At 68.9% G+C, this 16510-nt stretch carries 15 protein-coding genes; 5 read left to right on the top strand and 10 right to left on the bottom strand.

Features of this window, described 5'->3' with window-relative positions:
- The first annotated feature begins 87 nt into the window (after positions 1 to 87).
- Positions 88 to 1056 (top strand): LysR family transcriptional regulator, encoded by a 969-nt coding sequence (locus ACQY76_RS09595; protein ID WP_428032649.1) that lies wholly within the window; start codon positions 88 to 90, stop codon positions 1054 to 1056.
- Here the strand turns inward: ACQY76_RS09595 and ACQY76_RS09590 are convergent.
- Positions 1046 to 1495 (bottom strand): MarR family winged helix-turn-helix transcriptional regulator, encoded by a 450-nt coding sequence (locus ACQY76_RS09590; RefSeq protein ID WP_428032648.1) that lies wholly within the window; start codon positions 1493 to 1495, stop codon positions 1046 to 1048. The two genes, ACQY76_RS09595 and ACQY76_RS09590, sit on opposite strands and share 11 nt — an antisense overlap.
- Positions 1496 to 1672: 177 nt before the next feature.
- Between ACQY76_RS09590 and ACQY76_RS09585 the strand changes: the two genes are divergently transcribed.
- Positions 1673 to 2695, top strand: coding sequence for a sugar-binding transcriptional regulator (locus tag ACQY76_RS09585; protein WP_428032647.1), 1023 nt, complete (start codon positions 1673 to 1675; stop codon positions 2693 to 2695).
- Positions 2696 to 2814: 119 nt separating this feature from the next.
- A complete protein-coding gene (locus ACQY76_RS09580) occupies positions 2815 to 4164 on the top strand; it encodes an NAD(P)H-dependent oxidoreductase (protein WP_428032646.1) in 1350 nt (449 codons plus the stop codon).
- Between the two features lie 191 nt (positions 4165 to 4355).
- Here ACQY76_RS09580 and ACQY76_RS09575 read toward each other — a convergent pair whose 3' ends face one another.
- The 7 genes from ACQY76_RS09575 to ACQY76_RS09545 all read right to left on the bottom strand — a co-directional run bounded on the left by ACQY76_RS09575 (position 4356) and on the right by ACQY76_RS09545 (position 13835).
- Positions 4356 to 4631 carry a hypothetical protein gene (locus ACQY76_RS09575; RefSeq protein ID WP_428032645.1) on the bottom strand — a complete coding sequence of 92 codons (276 nt, stop codon included), beginning with the start codon at positions 4629 to 4631 and terminating at the stop codon, positions 4356 to 4358.
- 82 nt (positions 4632 to 4713) lie between these two features.
- Positions 4714 to 8151: an error-prone DNA polymerase gene (locus ACQY76_RS09570; protein ID WP_428032644.1), complete on the bottom strand. Its 3438-nt coding sequence runs from the start codon at positions 8149 to 8151 to the stop codon at positions 4714 to 4716.
- Positions 8152 to 8158: 7 nt separating this feature from the next.
- Positions 8159 to 9586 carry a Y-family DNA polymerase gene (locus tag ACQY76_RS09565; protein ID WP_428032977.1) on the bottom strand — a complete coding sequence of 476 codons (1428 nt, stop codon included), beginning with the start codon at positions 9584 to 9586 and terminating at the stop codon, positions 8159 to 8161.
- 61 nt (positions 9587 to 9647) lie between these two features.
- A complete protein-coding gene (locus tag ACQY76_RS09560; RefSeq protein ID WP_428032643.1) occupies positions 9648 to 10493 on the bottom strand; it encodes an ImuA family protein in 846 nt (281 codons plus the stop codon).
- 78 nt (positions 10494 to 10571) lie between these two features.
- On the bottom strand, positions 10572 to 11024 hold the full coding sequence (locus ACQY76_RS09555) for a GtrA family protein (protein WP_428032642.1): 453 nt from the start codon (positions 11022 to 11024) through the stop codon (positions 10572 to 10574).
- Positions 11025 to 11034: 10 nt separating this feature from the next.
- Positions 11035 to 12798 carry an ArnT family glycosyltransferase gene (locus ACQY76_RS09550; protein WP_428032641.1) on the bottom strand — a complete coding sequence of 588 codons (1764 nt, stop codon included), beginning with the start codon at positions 12796 to 12798 and terminating at the stop codon, positions 11035 to 11037.
- Entirely contained in the window at positions 12795 to 13835 is a 1041-nt protein-coding gene (locus ACQY76_RS09545; RefSeq protein ID WP_428032640.1) for a glycosyltransferase family 2 protein, read from the bottom strand. The genes ACQY76_RS09550 and ACQY76_RS09545 overlap by 4 nt, the downstream gene beginning before the upstream one ends.
- Before the next feature lie 212 nt (positions 13836 to 14047).
- On the opposite strand from ACQY76_RS09545, the gene ACQY76_RS09540 reads away from it, so the two are divergent.
- The gene (locus tag ACQY76_RS09540; protein WP_428032639.1) at positions 14048 to 14896 is read left to right on the top strand and encodes a ChbG/HpnK family deacetylase; all 849 of its coding nucleotides are present in this window, start codon (positions 14048 to 14050) and stop codon (positions 14894 to 14896) included.
- Here ACQY76_RS09540 and ACQY76_RS09535 read toward each other — a convergent pair.
- Positions 14893 to 15333, bottom strand: coding sequence for a DUF983 domain-containing protein (locus ACQY76_RS09535; protein WP_428032638.1), 441 nt, complete (start codon positions 15331 to 15333; stop codon positions 14893 to 14895). The genes ACQY76_RS09540 and ACQY76_RS09535 overlap by 4 nt on opposite strands.
- A gap of 220 nt (positions 15334 to 15553) precedes the next feature.
- Here ACQY76_RS09535 and ACQY76_RS09530 point away from each other — a divergent pair, with 220 nt between their 5' ends.
- The gene (locus tag ACQY76_RS09530) at positions 15554 to 15772 is read left to right on the top strand and encodes a hypothetical protein (protein ID WP_428032637.1); all 219 of its coding nucleotides are present in this window, start codon (positions 15554 to 15556) and stop codon (positions 15770 to 15772) included.
- A 46-nt stretch (positions 15773 to 15818) separates the two neighbouring features.
- Here the strand turns inward: ACQY76_RS09530 and ACQY76_RS09525 are convergent, their stop codons facing one another.
- Positions 15819 to 16415: an exopolysaccharide biosynthesis protein gene (locus ACQY76_RS09525; RefSeq protein WP_428032976.1), complete on the bottom strand. Its 597-nt coding sequence runs from the start codon at positions 16413 to 16415 to the stop codon at positions 15819 to 15821.
- Between the last annotated feature and the right edge of the window lie 95 nt (positions 16416 to 16510).

Below are 16510 nucleotides of genomic sequence, written 5' to 3'. Positions count from 1 at the left end.
TCGTCCGCTCGCCGGCAGGCTGGCGGGCATGGGGAAAATCCTGTGTCAGCGCAGCAATTTAAGCCGTTGCCACCGACGGGGACCCGCATGGCTGAGCCCTTCAAGAACCTTGGATGGGACGACTTCCGGCTCATCAAGGCCGTGGCGGACGCCAAGGGCCTGCCGGCTGCGGCAATGACCATGGGCGTCAACCACTCCACCGTGTTCCGCCGGCTCAAGCAGATCGAGGACCAGCTCGGCACGCTGCTGTTCGAGCGCCATCGCACCGGCTATGCGCTTACCCCCGCCGGCGAGGAGATGGTGGCGCTGGCCAACCGGCTGGACGAGGAGATCACCGCCGTCGGCCGCAAACTCGCCGGGCGCGAGCCCGCGCCCTCGGGCGAATTGCGGGTGACGACGCCGGATTCGCTGCTCATCCACCTGCTGATGCCCATGCTCGCGACCTTCCGCGAGCGCTACCCGGAAGTGCGGCTCGACATCGTGCTGAGCAACCAGCCGCTGAATCTGTCGAAGCGCGACGCCGACGTCGCCATCCGCGCCACCGACAACCCGCCGGAGAACCTCGTCGGCCGGCGTGTCGCCCGCATCGCCTGGGCGCTGTACGGGCGCAGCGTCGATTTCCCCGAGCCGCGCGCGGTCACGCCCGAACAGCTTGACGCCCGCAACTGGGTGTCGCTGGGCGACAGCCTGGGCGCCCTGAAGACGGTGAAGTTCGTGCAGGAAAACGTGCCGCAGGACCGCGTGGCCTACAAAATCAACAGCGTGCTCGGCATTGCCGAGGCGGTGGAGGCCGGCATCGGCATCGGCCACATCCCCTGCCTCATCGGCGATGCCCGCCCCTCGCTGGTGCGGCTCGGGCCGCCGGACAACGACTACGCCGCCGATCTGTGGCTGCTGACCCACCCGGACCTGCGCCACTCGCCGCGCGTGCGTGCCTTTCTCGACTTTCTCGCCGGCGAGATCGCGCGGCACCGGCGCTTCATCGAGGGACAGATCGACTTTGGGGAGGAAGCCGCGACGGAGAAGGCGGTTCCCGCCCCCGAAGCTACGGCTTGAGGCGCGCCAGCAGCCGGTCGCGCAGCCGGCTCAGGTCACTGGTCAGCTCACGCAGCTCCTGCGAATCATGGTCGAGGCACACGCCCATCTCAGCCGGCACACGCTGGGCCTCAAGGCGCAGGGCCCGGCCCTTCTCGGTGAGATGGACGCGCACCTGCCGCTCATCCACCGCATCTCTCACCCGGCGCACCAGCCCGGCGCTTTCCAGCCGCTTGAGAAGCGGCGTCAGCGTGTTGGTCTCCAGCAGCACCCGGTCGCCGATCTGCCCGACGGTCATCCCGTCTTCGGACCACAGCGTGACCATGGCGATATATTGCGGATAGGTCAGCCCCAACCGGTCCAGCATCGGCTTGTAGACGCGGTTGAACGCGTGGTTCGCCGAATAGACCGCAAAGCAGAGGAAATCCTTGAGCTTGAGCGTCTCGTCTGTGCTGGACATACCGGAACCATGCGTGCCTGGGCACTGGAGCGGGCAACGTGCCCCGCGCACGCGGTGTCGACAAGCGGGTTTTTGCGTAACCACGCGGGCGCGGCCATGTGACGGGCCCGTGTCGTTTGAAGATGGAGGCGTCGTCCTCTATAGCAACGCGGAGAGCTCATCGGGGGATAGCTGCGCATGACGGGTGGAGCCGCCACGACCAGGCCGGGCGGCCTGAGCGAGACTTCGTCGCTCGCGGATCTGAGCCCGACCGGCCGACGCTCGGCCCGGCTGCGGCTGCGCGCGGCCTGGATGTACTATGTCGAGGGCATGACCCAGAGCGCCATCGCCGAGGCGCTGGACATCGGCCGTGTCACCGTGGTGCGCCTCCTGGCGGATGCGCGGGCGCTGAACGAGGTGAAAATCTCCCTCAGCCGCGAGATTGCCGAACTGCCCCGGCTGGAGATGGGCCTGCAAAAGGCGTTCGGCCTGCGCGAAGCGGTGGTCGCCCCGGTCTCCGGCCCGTTCGCGGACGCCACCAGCGCCATCGGCGCGGCAACGGGGCTGTTCATCTCCGACCTCATCCGCTCCGACATGAAGATCGGCTTCGGCTGGGGCCGCACATTGATGCGGGCGCTGGGCTTTATCGACGAGAAGACGGTCTCGAACCTCCAGGTCATCTCGCTGCTGGGCGGCATCACCAAGGCCAAGCAGTACAACCCGTCGGAATTCGCCTGGCAGCTCTCGCGCCTGTTCCAGGCCGACTGCCACCTGATCGCCGCACCGGCCATCGTCGACAGCGTCGAGACCAAGCAGGCGCTGATCGAGCGCTGCGGGCTCGGCACGGTGTACAACCTCGCGCGCGAGATGGACGCGGTGGTGCTCAGCGTCGGCGAGATGGAATCGGAGAGCACATCGCTGCGCTTCGGCTTCTTCTCCGACGCCGACTGGGCGTCGCTGATCGCCGCCGGCGCGGTGGGCGACGTGATCTACAACTTCATCGACATCGAGGGCCGGCCGGTCGACCACCCGATCAATTCCCGCGTCATGTCGATCCCGATCGAGACGCTGCAGGCCACCCCGGAGCGCATTCTCACCTCCGGCGGGCCGGGCAAGGCCAAGGCGGTGATCGCCGCCCTGCGCATGCTGCGCCCCACCGTCTTCATCACCGACGAGATCACCGCCGCCGCGGTACTTGAAGAGGCCGGCGCGGATTACTGAGCGCAGAATGGCGGGATGCGGGCCTCGGCGCTCTTTGCCTTGGAACAAATGTCGAGTACCGAAGAGCGATGACGCATTCGCCGAAAGGCGAAGGCGCGCCTCAGGGAAGGGTTGAGCGTATGCTCGGTGCAACTAGGCTCGGTGCAAGCGGGATCGTGCGGACGGGCATCGCCGCCGAACTGGAACAGTGGACCGCCAAGCACGGGCCGGTGACGATCGGGCTCGCCGGCGCTGGCCAGATGGGCACCGACCTCATCGTTCAGGCCGCCCTCATGCCGGGCGTGCGCATCGGCGCCGTCACCGAGCTGAACGCGCAGGTCGCCATCGATGCCGCGCTGATGGCCGGCCACCGCCGCGAGGACATCGTCAGCGCCTCCAGCAGCTCCGACATCGACCGCGCCATTGAGGCCGGCCATTTCGTCATCACCGACGACTACCGCGCCATGTGCGCCTCCGGCCATATCGACGTGGTGATCGACGCCACCGGCAGCCCGAACATCGGCACGCTGGTGTCGCTGGAAGCGATCCGCAACGGCAAGCACGTGGTGCTGCTGAGCGTGGAAGCCGACATCACCATCGGCCGCTATCTCAAGCAGGAGGCCCGGGCGGCGGGCGTCGTGCTCACCGGCGCGGCGGGCGACGAGCCGGCCGCCACCATAGAGCTGATCGGCTTCGCCCAGGCGCTGGGCTTCGAGATCGTCTGCGCCGGCAAGGCCAAAAACAACGCCTTCAAGCCCGACGCCGTACCCGACGAGTTCGAGGCCGAGGCAAAGGCGCGCAACATGAACCCGCGCATGCTGGTGGAGTTCGTCGACGGATCCAAGACCATGGTGGAGATGACGGCGCTCGCCAATGCCACCGGGCTGGTGCCTGACGTGCCGGGCATGCACGGCCCGGCCGCCGACCGCGACGTGCTGGCGCAGGTGCTGTGCACCAAGGAGGATGGCGGCATCCTCTCGCGCTCCGGCGTGGTGGACTTCACCCTCGGCAAGGGCGTGGCGCCCGGCGTGTTCTGCATCGTCAAGCCGCGCCATCCGCGCGCCATGGAGCGGATGATCGACCTCAAGGTCGGGCCCGGCCCCTGCTTCGCGCTGATCCGCCCCTTCCACCTCACCAGCCTCGAAGTGCCGCTTTCCGCCGTGCGCGCAGTAATGCACGGCACGCGCGACATGGAGGTGCTGGACCATCCCGTGGCCGAATGCACGGCGGTGGCCAAGCGCGACCTCGCGCCCGGCGCGCTGCTCGGCAAGATCGGCGAGTATGATTATCGCGGCTACACGATGAGCTGGCGCGACGCCCGCGACAGCTTTGCCCTGCCGCTCGGCCTCGCCGAACGCGCCCGGGTGCTGAAGCCGGTAAAGGCCGGCGAGCGGCTGACCTACGACAATTGCGTGCCGGACGAGCAGCTCATCGTCACCCAGATCCGCCGTCGCCTCGACCAGGCCGACGCGCAGTTCCTGGCGGCGTAGGACGACGGACGCCTCTGCACGACGCGCCACCCGATATAGCGTCATGGCCGGGCTTGTCCCGGCCTGCGTGTCTTGCGGCGTCACGAAGCAACCCCGGTCGACATAGCGAGGTCGACTTGGGGAAGTCCACTTGGGGACGTCTTGAACGCCCGGCCCAAGGCCGGGCACGACCGCGAGGGAGCGATCCCTTCTCAGGCGTTGCCGGGGCGGGTGAGCGTGGAGAAACGGGCGTCGAGCAGGCGCGCCTCGGCCTCGGCCAGCGCCTCGGCGAGCTGGCGCACCTGCGCGGGGTCGAGCACCAGCTGCAGCGCGGGCACCGGCTCGCCGGGCTTGGGCTGCTGCGCGCCGATCTCAAGGCGCAGGCCCACCTTGTCCGTGCCGAACAGGGCGGTGGTGAAGGCCAGCATCGGCCACACTTTCAGATGCCCCTTGTCGTCCTTCTCCCAATCGTCGAAGCGCTGCGCCATGGGTGTCTCCTTCGTGCGTGTTGCACCCGTCTAGCATCGAACCGGCCGCGCGCGACAGGTTATGTGCCCCCTTCCCGGTCGCTCAATGGAAGTCGCGCGACTTCGGCAGTACTCGCACCTGCCGGGGATGGCCCTGACCCGAACGGCGGCCGGCGAGGAGATGCGCTTCCCGCGGCGGCGCACCCTTCTCGCGCCCGCCCCGCACCCGCTCGTCCTTTCCGGGATCGGCCTGCGGCGAGGGCATATGGCGCGGATCCTCGAACAGGCGGGCCAGTTCGCCGGTGCGGTCGAATACCCGCTCGCCCATCACATGGATGACGCCCTCCTTGCTCTTCTGCACCCGCCCCTCCACCACGACGAGCCGCGCGCCCATCACTTCCGCCCGGTAACGCTCGAACTGGCGGGCCCAGAGCAGCACGTTGACGATGCCGGTCTCGTCTTCCAGCGTCATGAAGATGGCGTTGCCCTTGCCCGGCCGCTGGCGCACCAGCACCACGCCGGCCGCCCGCACGCGGGAGCCGTCGCGGGCCTGTGCCACCTCGGCGCTGGAGGCCACGCCCTCGGCGGCAAACACCTCCCGCAGCATGCCCATGGGGTGGCCCTTCAGCGACAGGCGCGTGGTCTGGTAATCGACGGCGATCTGCTCGGGCAGCGGCATGAGCGGCAGATGCGCGTCCGCATCCGGGCCGAGCTCGCGCGCCTCCACTAGCGCGAACAGCGGCAGCGGCGCGTCATCCGGCAGCCGGCGCACCGCCCACGCCGCCTCGCGCCGATCGAGCTCCATGGAACGGCAGGCATCGGCATCCGCCAGCTTGTGCAGCGCCGCCACCGGCAGGCGGGAGCGATGGGCGAGCGTCTCGATATCGTGCAGGAACCCGCGTTCCCGCGCCTGTGCCAATTGCAGGCTCCATTCCTCCTTGAAGCCATCAAGCTGGCGCAGGCCGAGGCGCAGGGCCAGCGGGACGCCCGGCGCGTCGCGCTCCAGCGTGTTGTCGTGGAAGCTGTAATTGACGTCCGGCGGGCGGATTTCCACCCCGTGCTCGCCCGCATCGCGCACGATCTGTGCCGGGGCGTAGAAGCCCATGGGCTGGGCGTTCAGCAGCGCGCAGGCGAAGATCGCGGGGTAGCGGCATTTGAGGAAGGCGGAGATGTAGACCAGCTTGGCGAAGGACGCCGCGTGGCTCTCCGGGAAGCCATATTCGCCGAAGCCCTTGATCTGCTCGAAGCAGCGCGCGGCGAAGGCGGGATCATAGCCGCGCACGACCATGCCCATGACCAGCTTGTCGCGGAATCCGCCGATGGTGCCGGGATTGCGGAAAGTCGCCATGGCGCGACGCAGCTGGTTGGCCTCATCCGAGGAGAACTTGGCCGCCGTCATGGCGAGCTGCATCGCCTGTTCCTGGAACAGCGGCACGCCGAGAGTGCGTTCGAGCACACCCAGCAACTCGTCAGGTGGATGTGGCGGCCTCGGTGAGGGATAGGAGACGGGCTCGCTATCCTCCCGACGGCGCAGATAGGGGTGCACCATGTCGCCCTGGATCGGCCCGGGCCGGACGATGGCGACCTGGATGACGAGATCATAGAGTTTCCGCGGCTTCAGGCGCGGCAGCATGTTGATCTGCGCCCGGCTTTCCACCTGGAACACGCCGATGGAATCGCCGGCGCACAGCATGTCATAGACATCCGGTTGCTCCCTCGGCACCTCGGCGAGGCCCCAATCGGTTTCCTCATGGTCGCGCAGCAGATCGAGCGACTTCTTGATGCAGGTGAGCATGCCCAGCGCCAGCACGTCGACCTTAAGCAGGCCGAGGGTGTCGATGTCGTCCTTGTCCCATTCGATGAAGGTGCGGTCCTTCATCGCCGCATTGCCGATCGGCACCGTCTCGTCGAGCCGGTTCTGCGTGAGCACGAAGCCGCCGACATGCTGGGAAAGGTGGCGAGGAAAGCCGAGAAGGCGCATCGCCATACCGATGGCGCGGGCGACCGTCGGATTGGACGGATCGAGCCCGGCCTCGCGGGCCTGGCTGTCCTCTATGTCCTCGCCCCAGCTTCCCCACACAGTGCCGGCAAGCCGGGCGGTGATGTCCTCGGTCAGGCCGAGCGCCTTGCCGACATCGCGTATGGCGCTCCTCGGGCGATAGGAGATCACCGTGGCGACGATGCCGGCGCGGTGGCGGCCATAACGCTCATAAATGTACTGGATGACCTCCTCGCGCCGCGAATGCTCGAAATCGACGTCGATGTCGGGCGGCTCGCCGCGATCACGCGAAAGGAAGCGGGAGAATAACAGACTGCTGGTGGCCGGATCGACGGCGGTGATGCCGAGCACGTAGCAGACGGCGGAATTCGCCGCCGAGCCGCGCCCCTGGCACAGAATGCCGCGCGTCTCGGCGAAATCGACGATGTCGCGGATGGTGAGGAAATAGGAGGCATAGCCGAGCTCGCCGATGAGGTTGAGCTCCTCCTTCAGCTGGTGCACCACCTTGTCCGAGGCGCCCTCTGGATAGCGGACGGCGATCCGCTGCCAGGTCAGTTCCTCCAGGCGGCTCTGCGGCGTATGGCCGGGCGGCACCGGCTCCTGCGGATATTCATATGTCAGCTGGCCCAGCGAAAAATCGATGCGGGCGAGGAAATTGCGCGTCTCCTCCACGGCCTCGGGCGCGTCGCGGAACAGGCGTGCCATCTCCGCCGGGGTTTTGAGGTGCCGCTCGGCATTGGTCTCCAGAAGCCGCCCCGCCGCCTCGATGGTGACGCCTTCGCGGATGCAGGTGAGCACGTCCTGCAGATCGCGCTCGTCCGGGTGGTGGTAGAGCACATCATTGGTGGCGAGCAGCGGCACCCCGACCTTCGCCGCCAGCGCCTTCAGCGGCGCGAGGCGGCGGCGATCGTCGCCCCGGCGCGCCATGCTGGCGCCGAGCCAAACCGAGCCGGGCGCCGCGTCGTCGAGCGACCCCAGCACCCGGGCGATGGCGGCCTGACCTTTTGCCGGCACATGTCGCGGCGGCATGAGGATGAGGGAGAGGCGGCGCGCATCGGCAAGCAGGTCGTCGAGCCTGAGGATACACGCCCCCTTTCCTCCGCGCAGATTGCCTGTGGTGAGCAGGCGGCAGAGCCGGCCCCAACCGTCGCGGTCCTGCGCATGGGCGACGATGTCCGGCGTGCCATCGGCAAAGACCAGCCGGGCGCCCACGGCAAGGGTGAAGGGGGGCAGTTCCGGGCCCAGGCCGGTATCGGCCGCCGCCGCAGCCCGTAGGCGCAGGAGACGGGTGGCTTCGTTCTCGTCCTCCTTCGGTTCCCTCCCCTCCCTGCGCGCGCTCCAGAAGCCGGCATGGCGCTCGCCGATCTGCTTCACCGCCGCATAGGCGCGCACGACGCCGGCCACGCTGTTACGGTCGGCGATACCGAGGCCGGCATGGCCGAGGAGCAGGGACTGCAGCACCAGCGATTCCGCCTTCGAGGCGCCGCGCAGGAAAGAGAAGTTCGAGGCGGCGACGAGTTCCGCATAGAGGGGCGCGCTCATGACCGCCTCATGGGAAAAGCCCATGCAGGAACCAGCGCGGCTGGCCGGCCTCTCCCGGGGCCTCCCGGCCATAAAGCCCGGCACGGAACAGCCAGAAGCGCCGACCCTCGCGGTTTTCTACCCGGTAATAGTCGCGCGTCGGCATCTCCTCCGCCCGCCGCCACCATTCCGGCGCGAGGCGCTCGGGCCCCTCGGCGCGGGCGACCTCGTGCACCACCCGCCGCCAGCGGAAGCGCAAAGGCGGCCCGTCCGGCACCTCGGCCAGCGCCTCCACCGGCTGGGGCGGATCGAACAGGGTGAGGGGGCGCGGCAAGGCCTCGTCCCGCAAGGGGAACGATGCCACCGGTGCGCCGCCGGCGGGCACCAGCGCGCTGGCGCGGTCGGGATCATGGGTGTCGCGCTGTAGGAAGCGCAGCACCCGCTCGCGGCCCAGCCGCACGGCAAGCCGGTCGACCAGCGCCGCAACCTCCTCTTCCTCCACCGCGCGGCCGTCGAGGCTCACCTGCGCCGGGGTGAGTTTCTCGGTTCGCAGCACGCTGAGCCGCATCAGGTCGAAGCCGAAGCCGGGGTCGAGCGGGTCGGCCAGCGCCTCGATCCGCTCGTGCCAGAGACGCGCAAGCGCCGTCCCGTCGCGCAAGGGCCGCGCTGTCTCCACCTTCAGCCGTCGCACCGCACCATCGGTGCGGAAGAAGCACGCCTCGAAGGCCCGCCCGCCCTCGCCGCGCGCCTCCAGCGTCAAGAAGAGGTCGTCGACCAGACGGGCAAGCGTCGCCTCGATGTCAGAGGTGCGGGCAATCGGCTCCGCGAAGCGCCGCTCGGCGATGCAGGCCGGCAGCGGGCGGCGCGGCACGATACGCACATCCTCGCGCCCCCGCGTGCGCTCAAGCCGGGTCAGAAGCTCCATGCCGAAGCGGGCGGCCAGCGGCGTGGGAGGGCGAGCGGCGAGATCGCCAATGGTTTTGAGACCGGCGCGGGAAAGCCCGGTCACGACCTGCGCGCTCACCCCGAGCCGGGCGACGGGCAGCCCGGCGACAGCGGCCGCCTCCCCGCCCGGCGCCACCACGCCGCCTTTGCCGGAACGCGCCAGCGCCCGCGCGGCATCCGGCGTGCCGGCGATGACTGCGCCGGCACCGAGGCCGTGGTGTTGGAGATGGGCAAGAAGCCGCGTGCGCAGCGCCGCCTCGCCGCCGAACAGATGCGCGCAGCCGGTAATGTCGAGGATGAGCCCGTCCGGGGCGTCGAGCGCCACGAGCGGGGTCCAGCGGTCGCAATCATCCGCCACCTCCTCCAGAAAGGCGGCATCGGCGGCGGGATCGTGGTCGAGCACTGCGAGCCCGGGCATGCGGGCCCGCGCATCGGCGAGCGTGAGGCCGGGAGCGAGGCCCGCACGGCGCGCCGCACGGTCGACCGCGGCGAGGCGAAGCGCCCCCTGCACCTTCTCGACGAAAACGAGCGGCGCCGGCGCGAGCGGACCGCCCAAGCCTGCGCCCGCCCCCTCAACCGGCACGGCGCAGCGCGACGACCTCGCCCCTCCCCGCCTCCGCCGCAGCCGCTCCATCCGGTCGGCCGGCAGGAACGGGAACCACAGCGCGAGGTAGCGAGGCGAGGTCGCGGAAGCTACAGGCCTCATGGTCCCACTCCAGTTTCCAGTCGCCGCCCTCTACCGGCCGAACGCAACCCTCTCCGCCGCGATGGCGCAGCAGGGTGGCGTGAAAGGCCGGGGCGCCCGGCGCGTCACCCGCGAGGGGGGCGGAAGCGGCCGGCGCTACTCGCCAGCGCGTGGCCACCGCCGTCGGCGCAGGCTGGGATGCTGCATGAAGGAGAAAGCTCGTCACCCCGGAGGAAGCCGCCCGCAGAGCGAGGCGCCGGGTGGTGGTGAGGTCGAGCGCCTTGGGCGTTCCCCAGGTCTCGATGAGCAGCGCACCGAGCCCCGCGCAGCGGGCCGCGTCGCCTGCCGCCCGCAGCACCTCGGCCCCGTCGCGGGCCCGCACCAGAAGGAGGTGCACCGGATCGAGGCCGAGCTGGGCGACGCCCGGCGCGTCGAGCCGGCCGAACTCCGCATCGGCGAGGTCCTGGCGCACCCATAGCAGCGGACGCCCCTCCCCCGCGCCGGCGGTGCGCAAGGCACGCAGCGCCAGCGCCAGCGCGAAGCCGGTGGCAGCGGGCATGTCGGCACTCTGGGCCGCCTGCACTTCGTGCAGGGCGCCGCGGGCAAGGCGTACGCCGCCCGCTTCCGGCCCGTCGGCACCAAGGGAGAAAGACGATTCGACGCCGGGCAGACGCTCCGCCTCAAGCCCGGAAAGCATCTGCCTCAGCGCCGCCACATCGCGGATCATGTCCATGGGGGCGCTCAATTGTTCATGTTTTGTTCCCATAAAACGACTCCAACCGCGGCGAGAGTCAAGCCGTCTCTGTGGAGATCATCCCTCCGCCGGAGCCCTCGCCGGCCGTGCCGCGCGGAAGGTCCACGCCGCGTTTCCCGCGTAATGCCAGAGCATGAGCAGACCGGTGACGAGAATCTGCGCCGGAAGATAGGGCGCGCCGAGAACCCCGGTGAGCAGCGCCATCAACAGGGCATTCAGCATCAGCCCGATGCCGGCGATGGTGAAGAATTTCGCCAGCGCCGAACGATGCGGCACCGACGAGCGGAAGACGAGCCGCCGCCCCAGCTGGTAGTTCACCAGCCCGCCCACGAGAAATCCGGCGCTGGAGCTCAGGACCGGCCCGGCAAGGCCGCCCTGCACGAGACCGATCAGCACGGCATAATGCGCGAGAGTGCCGACGGCGCCGAGGGCGGCAAAGAGCACGATGTGGCGCACACGCGCGAGAAGCGCCGCTGTGCCGGCCTCCCGCTTCGTCGCCACCTCGTTCATGCCCATCCCCTCATGGCTTCGCCTTGGCCACCTGTGGTCCGGTTTCCTGCGGCCCGACGTCCTTCTGCGAGACCACCGGGGCGTCGAGATCCAGCCCCTTGTCGTCGTCCTCGTCGGGCAGCGGCGCGTCCACCGGCGTGTGCCGCAGCCGCTGGTCCATCACCGAGGCCAGCGCGATGCCCATACGGCTCACCGTCGCATAGGGCAGGCCCGGCGCCTCGTCGCAGCCGACATGGTGGGCGGTCAGCACGAAGTCGGAATCGTCCCACTCCTCAACCGCCTGGAAATTCGGGCCGAGATAGGTCATCGCCTGCACATCCTCGGCACAGACCGAGACCTTGTAGGGATGGGCCGGCGCCTTTTCGCGCTCCATGCCGTGCCGCAGGGCGAGCGCGGCCTCACGCAGGCTCGCCGACCAGTAATCGCCCTCGAAACGCCCCCACGCCCCGGTGGTGCCGCCGACGAGCTGGTTGTAGGCGACATATTCGTAAGGATGCAGGCGCCACAGGACCGAGGCGTTGAACAGGAAGAGCCCCAACGCCGCCAGCGCGAAGCCGGAGGCCGCAACCCGCGAGCGGCCGCGAAGCGCCCGCCAGGCGCCCTGAAGCCCCAGCGCGGCGAGCACCGTGACGGGAGGCAGGATGAAGAGGAAATGCCGGATGCCGTTATAGAGCGGGGGATGATCGAGCAGGGCGAAGGCGATCGGCACCACGATCGCCAGCGCCAGCGGCAGATGGGCCAGCAGGCGGTGCGAATGGATCCGTACCGCCGCCCAGACGCGGTGCCCACGCACCAGCCTCACTCCCGCCAGAACCGTCATCGTCAGCGCGGCGAGCAGCCCGAGCAAGGTCACCTCCGGCAGCTTGATCAGGAGATATTCCGGCATGTAGGTCGGCGGCAGATGGTCGATCGGCAGCAGCCGGCCGTTGAACAGCGTCTTGAGGTCGAAGGTGAAATTGCTGAAGGCCCCCATGGCCTTGAACAGATTGGTCGGCGGCAGGACCGACCACGGCCAGGTCACCGCCATGAGAGCGAGCGCCACCAGGCCGGCCACCACGAGACGCGGCAGCACGCGCAGCGGCAGGCGGACGTCGCGGAACACCAGCATAGCGGCGCCGACGGTCAGCGCGAGATAGAGCACCGCGAACACTCCGCCGACCCGCAGCCCGAGCGCGCAGCCGACCGCCACGCCGAGCCCGAGCACGCTCCGCCAGCGCGGAAGGGCCGGCAATTCCACCGCCAGCACGGTGACGAAATACAGGCTCCACACCATGGCCGCCGCGAACGGCACGTCCTTGGTGTGGGTGAACATCGCCCCGCCATACATGCCGGTGAAGGCCAGCAGCAGCACCGCCACGACGCCCGCCTTCTCGCCGCCGAGCAGCCTGGCCAGCCGCCAGGTGCCGACCAGCCCGGCAAAACCGAAACCGGCCGAAAGCAGATGGCGCCACTCATAAAGAGGCAGCGGCACATAGGGCTCCAGGCCCGCCGCGATCAGGTCGAACAGGCCGCCATAGAGATAGAGGTTGATGTAGTGGAAGGCCCGGTCATCGGTGAAGCCGCTCGCATACCAGGCCAGCAGCAGCTGGCCATAGGTGTGCTGCACCGGCTCGTCATTGCTGATGCCGTAATCGCGGAAGGTGAGGACGATCCACGCCGCCACCGCCGCGAAGACGGCGAGGCTGGCGAGGCGCACGAGCGGGATCGACGACCAGCGCCGCAGCGCAGGGGGAGCCGAAGCGGCGGCGGGAACAGCAGAACGGGCGAGGCTCACGAGGCGAAACCATCCGGCACGAGGGCGGGAGCCTGCCGCATTTCGGCATGGGCGGAGGAACCGGCCGGCAGCGCCGCCGGCGCCGCGAAGCCGATCTCGTCGGCAATGAGATAGAGCGGCCGGCGCTTCACCTCGGTGAAGATGCGCCCGACATATTCGCCGATGACGCCGAGGCTGATGAGCTGCACGCCGGAAACGAACAGCATGCTGACCATGATGGTCGGGAAGCCCGGGGTGCGCACGCCGAACAGCAGCGCATCGCCGATGAGAAAGAGCCCATAGAGGCCCGACAGGCCGGCAAGCGCCACCCCGACCAGCGACCAGACGCGCAGCGGCACCATGGAGAACGAGGACAACCCGTCGAGGGCATAGCGCAGCAGCCGCCAGGTGCTGAATGAGCTGACCCCGCCAGCGCGCTCGGCGACCTCGAAATCGACTTCCTCCTGCCGGAAGCCGACCCAGCTGGTGATGCCCTTCATGAAACGGTTGCGCTCGGGGAGCGCATTGATCGCGTCGACGACGCGGCGGTCGAACAAGCGGAAATCGCCCGCCCCTTCCGGGATGTCGACCTCGCACAGCGCATCGAAGCAGCGATAGAAGCCACGGCTGAACAGCCGCCGCCCCAAAGGATCGGTCCGGCGCGAACGGCGCACGGCGGTGACCATCTGCGCACCGGCCCGCCAGCGCTCGATCATCTGCGGGATGACCTCCGGCGGGTGCTGCAGGTCGGAATCCATCAGCACGACCATGTCGCCCACGGCGGCGCGCAGGCCGGCGGCCATCGCCGATTCCTTCCCGAAATTGCGGGCGAAGCGCAGCGCCTTGATCGAAGGGTCGCGGGCGCCGAGTTCGGTCAGCAGCGCGAAGCTGTCGTCGCGGCTGCCATCGTCCACGAAGACGAACTCGCGGCGCAGCTCCGGATAGCCGTCCAGCACGGCGGAAAGCCGGGCGTGCAGCTCCGCGAGGCAGCGCGCCTCATTATACACCGGGACCACGATGGAGATCAGGCCGGGCGACCTTGGGGAAGTTTTCGTCATTTTTTCAAGCTGTTTTACTTGCCTCTCGCCTTGGCGACGGACGCGTTTTCCGTCAGGTAAGGCGAACTCCCCTTTATTAAAGGCACGGCTTCTTTCGAGAACTTGCATTGACGTATGAGCCGATTGTGATCTTTGTTTGTCAGCCTGATACAGAGGGATATGATCTGAAACCCATAGTCATCTGCGCCGACGATTACGGCTTGAGCGACGGCGTGAGCGAGGCCATCGAAGAGCTCATCGAACGCGGCCGGCTGTCCGCCACCGGGGCCATGACCGGCCTGCCCGGCTGGAAGCGGCGGGCAGGCCGGCTCCGCGCGCTGGTCGCCGCGCATCCGGCCGATATCGGGCTGCATTTCACCCTCACCGGCCAACGAGCCTTGTCGCCAGCGCGGGGGCTGGCGCGGGACGGGCGCCTGCCGGAGATCGGGCCGCTCATCCTGCGCGCGCTGGCGGGCGCGCTGCCCCGCGCGGCGCTGCGGGACGAATTGCGCGCCCAGCTCGATGCGTTCGAGGATGAATGGGGAAGAGCGCCCGATTTCATCGACGGCCATCAGCACGCCCACGCGCTGCCGGGCATCCGCGAGATCGTGATCGAGGAGATAACGGCGCGCTATGCCGGAGCGCTGCCCTGGCTGCGCAACTGCGCCGAGCCCGTCGCCTGGGCCAGCCGGCGCCGGCTCGGCCTGCGCAAGGCGATGGTCATCGGCGCCCTCGCCGCCGGCAGCGCCGCGCGCGCCACCCGCACCGGCATCGCCACCAATGACAGCTTTCGCGGGCTCTACGGCTTTACGCCGGACCCGCCCTATCGCGAGGTGTTCCGGGCGAGCCTGGCCGGGCCGGGGACGCGCGTGCTGGTGCACTGCCATCCCGGCACCGTCGACGCAGAACTGCGGGCGCTCGACCCGCTGCTGGAGCCGCGCGAGAGGGAACTGGCCTATCTCCGCTCCGACAGATGCGGCGAGGATCTTGCGGCCGCCGGCGTGCGCGCGGCACGCTTCCGCGACACCGGGGCCGTGGGCACCGGGACCGTGGGCACCGGGGCCGTGCCGGGCGACGCTTAGTCGCGGGCGGGCGCAGTGACCTCCGGCGCGTCCTCATGGGTCACCAGACGGCCTTCCTCGGCCTTGTAGTAATACTGGCTCGCCACCAGCCACCCTTTGAGCGGCCGCAGCGGCGGGATGCAGGTAAGCAGCAGCACCGGCAGGGTGGTGAAGAGGTGGACCCAGTAGGGCACCTGGAACGCCACTTCCAGCCACAGGCCGAAGATCACCGCCGGCACGCAGACGAAGCAGATGACGAAGAAGGCGGGGCCGTCCGCTGGGTCGGCGAAGGAATAATCGAGGCCACAGGCCTCGCAGCGCGGCGCCAGCTTGAGAAAGCCATCGAACAGTTTGCCCTGTCCGCAGCGCGGGCAGCAGGCGCGCATGCCGCATTCGAACGGCGAGAGATGCGGGTAAGCCCGGTCGGCAACCGGCACGGAAGGCAGACGAACAGACATAGCGGCCTCTCCTGCACGCGCGGCCATCTGCGCCGACGCGCTGCATTCATGAGCTAGTCACTGGAGCATTCAATGTCAATACAATATGGCATTGACTGTATATTGACTACATTTTCTGCCGATGGGTAAGCCGGTAACCGGAGGAGGTCATTAACCAATTGCGGGCATCTTTCCGGGGATAACGCCACGGCGATTCGCCGAACACGAGCCCTGAAGTCGCATGAGTAACGTTGTACCGTTCCCGATCCGCGTCGCCGAACCCGAGAGTGCGTATGAGGTCGATCTGGACATCGACCTTTTCACCGCCGTTGATGTCGCCATACGCGACCTGCGCGACATCGCCTTCCGCCTGCGCGGTGACGCCACCGGGCATGAGCAGGCGCATGAGTGCCTCGACATGCTGACCCGCGCGCTGGAGAACGCCCGCGCTCAAGGCTGACGCCTCGCAAGGCTTGAAGTCGCGCGCGACCGCCCGCCGGCGGTCGTCAGCCGATCAGGCGGTGCAGCAGGAAAAGCCCGGCCTTCACAAAGGCCCAGACGACCCCCCACACCACGCCGAGCGAGGCGACCGCCACCGCCATCCCGGCGAGGATCCACAGTCCGTCGCGCTCCAGAATGCCGAGCGCGAGCAGGCAGATCGCCAGCGCCGGCAGCATGTTGCCGAGCGGGATCGGCAGCACCAGCACCACCGCCAGCACGAAGCACATCACCCCGACGATGTTCTCTGCCGGGGGATGCGCCAGAAAGCCCAGACGCGGGCGCAGCAGCCTTTCGGCCCGCGCCAGCCAGGGCGTCGCCTTGCCGACGAAAGCGGCGAAATCCTTGCGGGCGATGGAACGGCGCGCGATGATCGGCGGCAGCCAGGGCGACCAGCCAAGCGCGAGCTGGGCGGTGAGGAACACCAGAGGCGCCCCCAGCACGGAAGAGGTGCCGGGTGGCGTCGGTAGCGCATTGGGCAGCGCGAAGATCAGCATCAGCGGCCCAAAGGCCCGCTCCTGCATCACCTTCAGCAGATCGCCGACCGCGATGCGTTCCCGCGAGGTGTCCGCCGCGATCGCGTTGAGCACCTCGGACAGGCGCATCGTCTCGTCCGGCCCGCCGGTTTGCCCGGCATCGGCACTTTTCTCGTTCTGTGGCTGGGACAGCACGGCGGACGTCACTCCTCCCGGGGGCCGCG

Source organism: Ancylobacter sp. (genome assembly GCF_965279025.1).
In the GTDB taxonomy this organism is placed as follows: Bacteria; Pseudomonadota; Alphaproteobacteria; order Rhizobiales; family Xanthobacteraceae; genus Ancylobacter.
Note: the sequence above shows the minus strand (reverse complement) of the source record. Positions and strands in the feature narration are given on the sequence as shown.